Source organism: Brooklawnia sp. (assembly GCF_032229645.1).
Taxonomy (GTDB): Bacteria; Actinomycetota; Actinomycetes; order Propionibacteriales; family Propionibacteriaceae; genus Brooklawnia.
The window spans coordinates 41,503-52,957 of record NZ_JAVTWX010000081.1; the positions used below are offsets into that span (position 1 = coordinate 41,503).

The window sequence follows — 11,455 nt, forward strand, 5'->3', positions numbered from 1 at the left end:
CGCTAGCCACGGCGACGCTGCCTGAGCAGCAGCATGATGAACACTGCCGCGCCCACGATGCCCAGAATCAGCGATACCGGCACCTCGAATGGAGAGATGATGGTGCGTCCGAGGATGTCGCAGATCGTCACGATCGCGATGCCGAGGAGGCACACCCAGGGCAGATTGCTGCGCAGATCGTCCCCGCGCACCATCGAGACGATATTGGGCACGATCAGCCCCAAGAAGGGCAGATTGCCCACCACAACGGTGACCACGCCGGTCGCGACCGCGATCAGCCCGGTGCCGAGCAGGACGATCCGGTTGTAGTTCAGGCCGAGATTGGTGGCGATGTCCTCGCCCAGTCCGGCGACCGTGAATCGATCGGCTGCGACGAAGACGGCGACAACCACCAGCGCGACGATCCACAGCAGTTCGTATTGGCCGCGGAGTACCGAGGTGAAGCTTCCGGCGAACCAGACCCCGAGGCTCTGCAGGGCGTCCGCCTCAAGCGCGATGAAGGTGGAGACCGAGCCGACGACCGCGCCCAGCATGATGCCGATGATCGGGACGATCAACGACGATCTCAGCGAGACGCGACGCAGGAAGGTGAAGAAGACCATGGTGCCGATGAACGCGAATCCGATGGAGACCGCCATCTTCACGGTCAATCCGGAAGCAGGCAGGAAGGCCATGGCCACGACCAGCCCGAGCCCGGCCCATTCGGTTGTCCCGGTGGTCGTGGGCTCGACGAAACGGTTCTGGGTGAGCAACTGCATCACCAGGCCGCACATCGACATCGCGGCACCGGCCAATACCAGGGCAATCGTGCGCGGGATACGGGTGATGGCGAAGATCTGCTTGCCGTCGGCACCGTTGACGACGTCGTAGACGCCGGTGAACAGGGATAGCGCCAGCAGCGCGGCCACGACGAACACCCCGACGATCAGCCAGGGGTCGAAGAGCCTGCGCTGTGATCGGGGGCGCGCCTGTGGTGTCGCATCTGCGGTGTGATGTCTACTCATCATGAGTGGTGACGGCGGGATGGCCATCGGGTGAAATGTCCACCCCGCCACCACCAGGTTCTACTTCTTGGCCTCGAGAGCGTCCGCGAAGGAGTTCAGGAACCCGGTGTAAGTCTGGATGCCTTCATTGGTATAGGTATCCGCGGGCATGATCACGATATTGCCCTGCTGCACCGCGCTCACATTGGCCAGTGCCTCGGAATTCGCCAGCAGATCCGCGGCCGGCTGATAGCCCGGATCGGACTTGGCAACGGCGGCATCGCGGTCCATGACGAGAATCCACGTCGGATTCGACCCGGCGATCGCCTCGACCGAGATGTCGTCGCCCTGATGGTCGTCGCTTCCTTCGACCTGGAGCGCCGGGGTCAGGTCGAGCACGTCGTAGAGCGGACCGATGGTGCGTCCGACATGGGGAGCGATGTAGCCGAGCTCGCCGCCGGAGGTATTGACCGCCATCACCGTGTCGTCGCGGTTGTAGGCGGCCTTGACACGAGCGATGGCGGTATCGAGATCGTCATTCAGCTGCCTGGCTTCGGCCTGCTTGCCGAAGATCTCGCCGAGCGCCGTGGTCTGGCGCTTCAGCTCGGTGTCGAAGGGTTCGCCGTCGCGCGGGTCGAGGTCGATGATCGCGGCGTCGGGTACCAGTTCGGCGAGTTGATCCTGGAACTGCGTGAACCGCTGGCCGTTGATGACCAGGTCCGGTTCGACGGCGACGATCGCCTCGAGATTGGGTTCGCGGTGGGTGCCGATGTCGACGATGGAGGCGTCGGTCTTGTAGGGGATGGTGTCGGGCATCAGCGAGACCGCGGCGGCAGCGAGCTGGACGTCCCACTGCGACAGGGTCTCGAAGGTGCGGTTGTCGAGCGCCACGACCGAGGTCGGGGGAGTCGTGATGGTGTGAGTTCCGTTGTTGTCCTCGATGGTCACCGAGGTCGCATTCCCGGAGGTTTCGGGGGTGGACGAGCTGTCGGCACCGCCACCACAGGCAGTGAGCGACAGGGCCGTCAGCAAGGCAACGGATACGGCGGTAAGTGGTCTGCGTGAGAGCAAGAGTTCTCCTCGGTCGGCAGCGACGCCGGGAATGGGCGGCGCTGTTGGGGGCTGTCCGTTTGTTCCGATGAGGATAGCCTAACCTTCTGCTTTGGTCCAGTCTTCGACGATTTGCCTGCTGGATGCGTCCGGGTCTATTCGAGTGTGCCGATCCTTAGTTCGGCCAGCTGATCGTTGGCCTGCTGATTGCCGCGGTGCTGGGCGCTGAAGGCGTCGGTGGCGTCGGTGCCGCACAGCGCGATGATGCGTTCGCTGCCGCCGGGATGCTCGCCGATCCAGCTGGTCAGGTCGTAGACATTGCCGGCTATCGCTGCCCAGCAGGAGTCCGCTGAGGCGTGCTGGGCGACTTCGTCCAAGGTGATCCGCGGCGCGATCGTGGACTCGTCCGCCCCGGTGCCCGATCCATCCGGCGACGCCGAACCGCTCGGGGCGGGTGAGCTTCCCGTGGAGGATTCGCCGATACGGCCGCCCCACGCGGCCTGAGCGCCGCTATGGCCGACCAGCACGGTGAGCGTCAGGGCGACGGCGGCCAGTGCCACGGTCAGCCAACCGAGCAGACGAGTCGCGGCAGAATCGGCGTCGGTGGTCGCCCGTCGCTGCGAGAACCACCAGCCGAGCGCCGCCAGGCTGAGCGCGACCGCGACCATGGCCAGCAGGGTGCCCAACTGCGCGTGGCGGTCGGGGGTGCCGACGTGCGCGGCCAATTGGCGTCCGGACAATACGGAGATCGCTGCCGCGCCGGTGCCGATCACGGCCCCCGCGACGGCGAGCCAGGCGTAGGGTCGGCGCCAGCGTCGGACGAGAATGACTGCGAGCAGCGCCAGTGACGACAGCGGCAGCAAGACCACTGCGGCATGTACTACCAACGGGTGAACGGGTAGGCCATCTATGGTGTCGAACATGCCTCATCATAGGTGATTGATCGGTCAATCACCTATGAAACTGGATCACCTTGCGACCGCGTAGTCGATCTGGTGGGCGAGCGGCATCTCCGCGGGCACGTCCGGCAGCAGGCCGACTCCGGTCAGGCTGCTCGCGTGGGCGTCGACGAACTCGGCTTGCGGATGCCGCTCGAGCACCAGTGCGCAGAAACTGTTGCGCACGATGGCCGAGCCGAAGAGTCGTCCGTTGAGCCCGACCGGGATGGCGCCGGCCTCGTCCAAGCCGGCCTGTTCAAGCCCGGCCAGTGCCGAGGCGGCGAGTTCTCGTCCGGCAGCCAGGCAGATTCGGTGACAGACCTCGTCGCTGTCGGCGAGATCGGCGACGCTTTGTGCATAGGACGCGATCCGCGCGACCTTACTTTCGTCGTTCTGCAGGCTCAGGTAGAGATTCGGCAGATCGGGGAAGTCGGCCACCACGACCGGGGTCAGCGCCGTGGCCGCCCCGCGCCCGTCGAAGGCGCGCATCACGGCATCCAATCCGGCCCGCCCGATCCAATAGCCGGAGCCGGCGTCCCCGATCAGATAGCCCCAGCCGTCCACCCGGGCGAGGCGCTGCGGGCCGACCGCCAGCGTGACCACACCGGTGCCCGCGGCGACCATCACTCCCTGACGGACACCGAGCGAGGCCAGGTAGTTGGTGATCGAGTCGTGGGCCAGCCAGATATCGGTGATGCCGTCGCCACCGACCCGCGACAGCAACTCGGACGCGGTTGCATCGGCGGGCAGGCCGGTCGAGCCGATCGCAACGCCATCGACGGGCCCGAATTCCGAGATGCCCGCTCGGATCCTGTCGGCGAGTTGGGGGAGCACCGGAAGGTCGGTGATGACCGCGCCGATCTCGACGACTCTGGCGTCCGGCGCCCTCAGGCGGCAACGCGTTTGTCCTGCGTCCAGGCTCAGCACCGTGCTCATGGTTCTTAGCCTGGCTCAGGATCGGCGGATATGTACCAGAACCGGCGAACCAGAGCCGCAAACGCGATCACGCAGTGGTAAGCCGCCCGCGCTCGGCTAGCCTTGGCATGTGGTCGACACAGTGCAGAATGCCCGCGAAACGCCGGATGCCGAGCAGCCCTGGGCTGCGCTCGGGCTCAAGGACGATGAGTACCAGCGCATCCATGAGCTGCTGGGACGCCGTCCAACCGGCGCCGAACTGGCGATGTACTCCGTGATGTGGTCGGAGCACTGCAGCTACAAGTCCTCGAAGATCCACCTGAAGCGCTTCGGCGAACTGCCGCAGACGACTCCGCGGGGAGCGCTGCTGGCAGGCATCGGCGACAACGCGGGTGCGGTCGACATCGGCCAGGGCTATGCGATCACTTTCAAATCCGAGTCACACAACCATCCGTCCTTCGTCGAGCCCTATCAGGGTGCGGCGACCGGCGTCGGCGGCATCGTCCGCGACATCCTGGCCATGGGCGCTCGTCCGATCGCGGTCATGGACGGCCTGCGTTTCGGCCCCCTGAACGCGCCGGACACCGCGCGAGTACTGCCGGGCGTGGTGGCCGGTGTCGGCGGCTATGGCAACTGCCTGGGCCTGCCCAATATCGGCGGGGAGGTCTACTTCGACGAGACCTACGCGGACAATCCGCTGGTCAATGCGCTGTGCGTCGGGGTCATGCGGCACGAGGACCTGAAGTTCGCGAAGGCCACCGGCGTCGGCAACAAGGTGATCTTGTACGGAGCCTCGACCGGCGCCGACGGCATCGGTGGGGCATCGATCCTGGCGTCCGAGACCTTCGACGACTCCAAACCGTCGAAGCGCCCGGCGGTGCAGGTCGGCGATCCGTTCATGGAGAAGCTGCTGATCGAATGCACTCTCGAACTGTTCGCGGCCGGCGTCGTCGCTGCGCTGCAAGACTTCGGCGCGGCGGGCATCTCGTGCGCGACCAGTGAATTGGCTTCTGCCGGTGAGACCGGTATGCACTGCGAACTCGATCTGGTGCCGCTGCGCGACTACACGATGAGCCCCGAAGAGATCCTGATGAGCGAGTCTCAGGAGCGCATGATGGCGATCTGCGAACCTTCCGACGTTGATCGTTTCATGGAGATCTGCGCAAAGTGGGATGTCCAGGCCACCGTCGTGGGTGAGCTCATCGAAGGCAACCGGCTGTTCATCGACTGGCATGGCGAACGCATCGTCGATGTCGATCCGCGTACGGTCGCCCACGAGGGGCCGACCTACGATCGTCCGCAGCTGCGTCCGGAGTGGATCGACGTGCTGAATGCCGACCACGACAACCATCTGCCGCGTTCGAACGCGGGTGCGGAGTTGGCTCACCAGCTGCTCAAGCTGGTTGCTTCGCCGAATCTCTGCGACCGCAGCTGGGTGACCGACCAATACGATCGCTTCGTACGCGGAAACTCGGTGCTCGCCCAACCCGACGACGCAGGCATGCTGCGCATCGACGAGCTGACCAATCTCGGTATCGCGCTGGCGACCGACGCCAACGGACGCTACTGCCAGCTCAATCCTTACCTGGGAGCCCAATTGGCGCTCTCGGAGGCATACCGCAATGTGGCCGTTTCCGGCGCCCAGCCGGTGGCGGTGACCGACTGCCTGAACTTCGGCTCACCGGAAGATCCCGAAGTCATGTGGCAATTCGTCGAGGCGATCAAGGGTCTGGTGGATGGCTGCCGGGTACTCGGTGTGCCGGTCACCGGCGGCAATGTCAGCTTCTACAACCAGACCGGCGGACGCAATATCCTGCCCACCCCGCAGGTCGGGATCCTCGGAGTGATCGACGATGTGCGTCAGCGCATTCCGATGGGCTTCGGGACTCCCGGAGACGCAGTGCTGCTGCTCGGCGAAACCAAGGAAGAGCTCGGCGGCTCTGCCTGGGCACAGGCGATCCACGATCATCTCGGGGGACTGCCTCCGTTCCCGAATCTGGATGCCGAGCAGGCGCTCGCGGTGGTGATGATCGCGGCCGCCAAGCAGGAGTTGTTGAGCGGTGCCCACGATCTGTCCGACGGTGGCCTGGCGATCGCCCTGGTCGAGTCGTGCCTGCGCTGCGGCCACGGTGTGACTGTCGCCCTGCCCGAGGGCCTGGACGCCACCGCAGCGCTGTTCAGCGAGACTCCGGCGCGCGCTCTGGTGTCGGTGCAATCGGCGAGACTGGACGCCTTCGTTGCGTTGTGCGCCGAGTACGGCGTTCCGGTTTCGCGGATCGGTGAGGTCAACCGGGAGCGCGAACTGATCGTCGAGGGGCTCTTCGCATTGCCGCTGGACGAGATCCGCTCCGCCTGGGAAGCCCCGATTCCCGCTGCGATGGCGTGAATCTTTGACGCTTTCGGCCAGTGAGCTGTGTGGGTCGCGGGGCGGCCGTGGTCGACGGGAAGCGAGCCTATTTTTTCGGCGAGCGTCGGCGACCAAAACGTCCTGCCGGACGCACCAACGTGACCCTCCCGTCGGAAGGCGATCAACGTCCGACTGGACGCGCTAAGGTCAAGGCCATGGTTGATCTTGCTGCGATCCGCGAAAACGTCGAGGCTGTGCTGCCATCGGTGACCGACGATCTGATCAGGCTGGTGGCGATCCCGTCGATCAGTGCCCAGCCAGAGCATGCGTCCGACATGCAGCGGGTGGCAGACGAGATCGTTGGGCACCTGGATGCGCTGAACTGCGACCGGGTGAAGGTGGTCGACTCCGCAGGCCAGCCCGCGATCATCGCGCACTTCGACGCCGACCCCGCCAAACCGACGGTCTGCCTCTACGCGCACATGGACGTGCAGCCGACCGGCGACCCGGCCGAATGGACATCGGCACCCTTCGCCGCTCAGCGCCGCGGTGATCGGCTCTTCGGACGCGGCACCGCCGACGACAAGGCCGGCGTCGCCGCACATCTGGCGGCGCTGCGCGCATTCGACGGCAAGCCGCCGGTGAACGTCATCGTCCTGATCGAGGGCGAGGAGGAGATGGGGTCGCCCACCCTGGGACGAATCCTCGCCGAGAACGCGGACGATCTGGCTGCGGACCTCTACATCGTCGCCGACTGCGGCAATTGGGCGATCGGGCAGCCAGCTTTCACCACCAGCCTGCGAGGCGTGGTCGATTGCGTCGTCGAAGTGCGGACTCTCAGCCACGCTATCCATTCCGGCGAGTTCGGCGGGGTCGTCCCGGACGCCTTGACCACGTTGTGTCGTTTGCTGGCCAGCCTGCACGACGGGGACGGGAATGTGGCCGTCGAGGGCTTGGTGAGTAGCGAGGATACGTCCGTCGAGCAGCGCGAGGAGGTCGTGCGAAGCGATTCTGCTGTGCTCGACAGCGTCCAGCTGATCGGCAGTGGACCGATCGCGGCGCGCACCTGGCTGAAGCCGTCCATCTCGATCATCGGGCTCGACACCACCCCGATCGCGACCTCGTCCAACACGCTGATACCTGCGGCCAAGGCCCGCATCTCGTTGCGCGTCGCTCCCGGCGACACCGGCGCGCACGCGCTCGAGTGCCTGCGCAGGCACCTCGAGGCGAAGATCGAATGGGGTGCCCGGCTGACGATCATCGACGGTGAGGCAGCCGAGCCCTGCCGTACGCCGTTGTCTGCGGATCTTGAGGAGAAGGCGAACTGGGCGTGGCATCAGGCCTTCGGAGTGGACCCCATGCAGATCGGCACCGGCGGCACCATCGGCATGATTGCCGAGTTCCAGAACACCTTCCCGCAGGCCGGTGTGCTGGCCACCGCAGTGAGTGATCCCGATTGCCGGATGCATGGCATCGACGAGTCGCTCTATCTGCCGGACTGGGAAGCGGTCTGCCTGGCGGAGGCTCTGCTGCTCGCGAGACTGGCCGAGTAGCCGCGATGACGGGAAGGTCCGCAGGTCCCGTCGCGCAATAGAAAACGGGAAACTTGCGGAAATGTCTGAGATCAACTTTCTTTTGGTGCCGTCTGAGCCTAGCCTTACCTAAGACGACATACGAGAGGGGTTCGTCTCATATGACCAAAAGCATCCCCGTCGAGGCCATCGACTGCGACCGAACGGCGCGCTCAATGACCGAGCGCATCGTGCGTGGTGCGGGCAGCGCTTCGTTTCTCGCCTACCGAACAGCTCCCATGACCTCTTGCGAAGCCCTGGTCCATGGCATCTCCCGTAGCGGCAAGCTTGTGATCGCGGCTTGCCCGGACGAGGCAGACCCCGTCGGCCAGATGGTCGAGGGTGATCGCTTCAACATCCGAATGGACATCACCAAGGAATCGCCCGATCCGCAGTTCCGCCTGGTGGCCGCTACGGTGCACCTGCTGGGCGAGCTGGAATGGCAGCCGGAGTGGATCGTCGACGAGCTGATCGCTTCGGGCGAGTTGCCCAACGACGTCGCGGCGATCGCCAGCATGGCCGATGGCCGCCTGGGTGTCATCGACACTGATCGCTGCCTGATCCATGACAGCGCCGGCGTTCGATCCTTCGATTTCAGCGAGTTGGTCTCGGCCGATGCCGGTCCGGTGTTCCCGTCTGCCTACGACGAGTTCGATGCGCATCACATGGTGATGGCCATCAGCAATGATTCGCTGCGTCAGGTCCGCGATGCAGTCTTGAAGGGTGCGATCGGCGGGCGGATGTGCTCGCGCCAGTCGGCGCTGGCTGGATGCCCGCATACCTGGGATCAGGTGCTGTGCGCCGATGTCGACTGCACCGGCATCACGATGCTGACCGTCGAGCCGACCGAGACCTACTCGGTCTTCGCGGCCTTCGAGAACGAGGTCACCACACTGGACCAGTTGTGCGAACAGGTGGCGCAGCTCGTCGGTAACTCGGTGGTCACCCCGCACGTCGAGAGCTACTGATCCGGACTCCCAGCGAGCGCCAAACCGAAAACTGCCGTCGGCCGGTACAGAGCTGCGGCCCGGGCCACGAGGGCTGCGTTGACCCCGAAGTCAGACTCTGCTTTCCTGGTCAGGTCAAGGGAAGGGGCCCATGCAGCTTCTGCGGCCTGAGCGAGTGGCACGGTTCGACGCGGCGATCGCTGATGCTCGCGCCGGACGGCCGCGTGTTGTTCTGATCGAAGGCGCCAGCGGCACCGGAAAGACCACACATCTGCGCGCGCTGCTCGACGCCGCTCCGGATTTCGTGATCGTTGCGGCGACCTGCAGTGACGCGGTCTACCAGCCGCACTACGGCCTGCTCGAAGAACTCGGAGTCGTCCGCACCAGCACCGACGACGGGACGCCGCACAGCCCGGCGGTAGCGGCCCAGTCATTGCGGCGCTTGATCGACGAGCGAAGTCGCGACGATCCGCTGGTTATCGCCATCGACGATGCGCAGTGGGCCGATCGGGAGTCGCTGGACGCCCTTCGCCTCGTGCTGGATCGAGTTCGAGGGGATCGCCTACTGGTGGCGGTCGCTACCCGCGAGATTGCGGCGAGTGCTCGGAATCGTTGGCAGCGCCAGCTGGACCTTGCCCCATCGACGACTGTGCTGCGGCTCGATGGCATCGATCTGGACGAGGCCGACGCGATGATCCGAGAGCTTGCGGCCGGCACAGAGATCCCCGACGGGTTCGTGGAGCGGCTGTGGAGCCACACCGGTCGCAATCCGATGTATCTGCGGTCGCTGCTGACGCAGTACGGCATCGAATATCTCTCACGACCCGACGATCTACCTGCCCCGATCGAGCTGGCGCGCGATCTGGACGCACGGCTTTCGGCGATGAACCCGCAGGCGGCGCGCCTGCTGCGCGCGATCGCCGTGGTGGGATCGGACTGGGTCGATCGGCTTGACGCCGCCGCTATCGCCCAGGTCGACGACCCCGCCGACGCTCTGGAGCTGCTCGCGGACAGCCAGCTGATCGTCGTCCGCGCCACCGTTCCGCTCGCGGAGGTACGGATCGTCCATGCATTGGTGCGAGCAGCGGTATATCAGTCGATTCCACCGGCCGAGCGACGTCATATGCACCAGCAGGCGTCCGAATTGCTCACCTCGTCGATGCAACGCCTCGAACACGCGGTGGCGGCGGTTGAGCGCAGGGACGATCTGCTGGCGGCCGATCTCGAGGATGCGGCCGGCATCGCGCACGCCGCCCCTGACCACCGTCGGGAGGCGCAGCTGCTGCGCTGGGCATCCCAGCTGAGTTCGTCGGTGCCCGTGCGCGAGCGTCGTTGGCTCGATGCGCAGCTGGCTGCCGTGCTGGCCGGCGATCTCGCATCGGTGCGGGCGCAACTGGTTGAGATCGGATTGATGGCAGACATCGCCCGCCGCACGGTCGTGCTTGCGTGGCTACTCATCGCCGAGAACCGAGTCGCGGACGCCCGCCGGACGCTCGAGCTTCCTTCTGCGGCGACGATCGCGGATACCGACGGTCTGACCAGGACGCGGCTGCTCGTCCTCAAGGCCTGGACGATGCTGGTCTCCGGCTTCCCGACGGGCCAGATCAAGACGATCCTCGATTCGCTGCCCGATGATGCCGACGCCGATCCCGCGCTACGGCCCTACTATCTGCGCGTCGCCGGTCAGGTGGCCTCGCGTGAGTTCGACTTCGACCACATCCGCAGGGATTTCGAAGCGGTGCCGATCGAGGCCCGCGAAACACCGATGGCCGATACCGACAGACTCAGCTGGCGAGGTGCCGTCTATTCGCTCTGCGGTTTTGCTGCTGACGCTCGCCGGGATCTCTCCGAGGTCGTCTCGCGGGTGCGCAGTGGACGCGTCGACGGCGTGAGCGGCGTGAACCACGCACTCTTTGGATTTGCGCTGTGGCATGACGGGGAGTTCGAGCGTGCGACGCTGGAGCTTCAGGCCGCCGCCGACCTTTCTCCCGGGCGTTTGCATCCGCTGGTTCAGGCGGTGCGTCCACTGGTACCGACGGTGCGCGGTGACTTCACACAGGCAGACCTGCTCCTCGGCGAGTCCGAGGCGGTACTGCGCGACCTGCCGTGGCACGAGGCGGTCTCGGTACTGATCCAGGCTCAGGTCGTCCGGCTGCATGCCGGTGGGGAATCCGGCCGGGCGGAGTACCTATCGCGGCTCCGCTCTACCTTCGGCAGCGGCGTGACATCCGCAGCCAACGCGGCGGGGGCGATCTGGCATCTTCATATGGCATTCGCGAAAATCTGGGCTGCCGAACTCGACGATGTGGACGCGCACCTGAACGCTATCGAGACCGACATGATCGTGCCCGACTGGGTAACGTGGTGTCGGCCCTGGCTGCGTGGTCTGGCGCGCGAGCGGGCCGGGGATGCGGCGGCAGCGCATCAGCAGCTGATCGAGGCGACGACGCTGGTCAACATGGAGCTACCGCTGTACGCGGGGCATCTTCATGCCGATCTGGCGCGGGTATCCGCGAAGGTCTCCGACCGTGTCCTCGCTGCCGAAGCGGCCGGGCTGGCGAAGCAGCGCTATGCGAGCCTCGGAGCTGCTGGCTATCTCGCTCAGGCCGAACAGCGGACGCCGGCATCAGCCGATCCACTGGGATCGCTGAGCATCCGAGAACGAGAGGTGGCGGCGCTGCTGCTCGACGGCTTCAGCTACGCA

8 protein-coding genes are annotated in these 11,455 nt (G+C 65.7%); 4 read left to right on the top strand and 4 right to left on the bottom strand.

From position 1 onward, the window contains the following. Positions 1-2 precede the first annotated feature (2 nt). From AAFP05_RS05670 to AAFP05_RS05685, 4 genes are all read right to left on the bottom strand, one after another. On the bottom strand, positions 3-1,007 hold the full coding sequence (locus AAFP05_RS05670) for an iron chelate uptake ABC transporter family permease subunit (RefSeq protein ID WP_341728881.1): 1,005 nt from the start codon (positions 1,005-1,007) through the stop codon (positions 3-5). A gap of 57 nt (positions 1,008-1,064) precedes the next feature. Continuing rightward, positions 1,065-2,054: an ABC transporter substrate-binding protein gene (locus AAFP05_RS05675; protein WP_341728882.1), complete on the bottom strand. Its 990-nt coding sequence runs from the start codon at positions 2,052-2,054 to the stop codon at positions 1,065-1,067. A gap of 134 nt (positions 2,055-2,188) precedes the next feature. Continuing rightward, entirely contained in the window at positions 2,189-2,956 is a 768-nt protein-coding gene (locus AAFP05_RS05680) for a cytochrome b5-like heme/steroid binding domain-containing protein (protein WP_341728883.1), read from the bottom strand. Positions 2,957-3,001: 45 nt separating this feature from the next. Beyond that, positions 3,002-3,907, bottom strand: coding sequence for a BadF/BadG/BcrA/BcrD ATPase family protein (locus AAFP05_RS05685; protein WP_341728884.1), 906 nt, complete (start codon positions 3,905-3,907; stop codon positions 3,002-3,004). Between the two features lie 109 nt (positions 3,908-4,016). Between AAFP05_RS05685 and purL the strand changes: the two genes are divergently transcribed. The 4 genes from purL to AAFP05_RS05705 all read left to right on the top strand — a co-directional run. After that, positions 4,017-6,272, top strand: a complete 2,256-nt coding sequence (gene purL / locus AAFP05_RS05690) for a phosphoribosylformylglycinamidine synthase subunit PurL (RefSeq protein WP_341728885.1) — start codon at positions 4,017-4,019, stop codon at positions 6,270-6,272. Positions 6,273-6,448: 176 nt separating this feature from the next. Continuing rightward, on the top strand, positions 6,449-7,786 hold the full coding sequence (locus tag AAFP05_RS05695; RefSeq protein WP_341728886.1) for a M20/M25/M40 family metallo-hydrolase: 1,338 nt from the start codon (positions 6,449-6,451) through the stop codon (positions 7,784-7,786). A gap of 140 nt (positions 7,787-7,926) precedes the next feature. Next, positions 7,927-8,772 (top strand): hypothetical protein, encoded by an 846-nt coding sequence (locus tag AAFP05_RS05700; protein ID WP_341728887.1) that lies wholly within the window; start codon positions 7,927-7,929, stop codon positions 8,770-8,772. A 130-nt stretch (positions 8,773-8,902) separates the two neighbouring features. Beyond that, positions 8,903-11,455: AAA family ATPase (locus AAFP05_RS05705; protein WP_341728888.1), on the top strand; the 2,553-nt coding region annotated here is incomplete at its 3' end.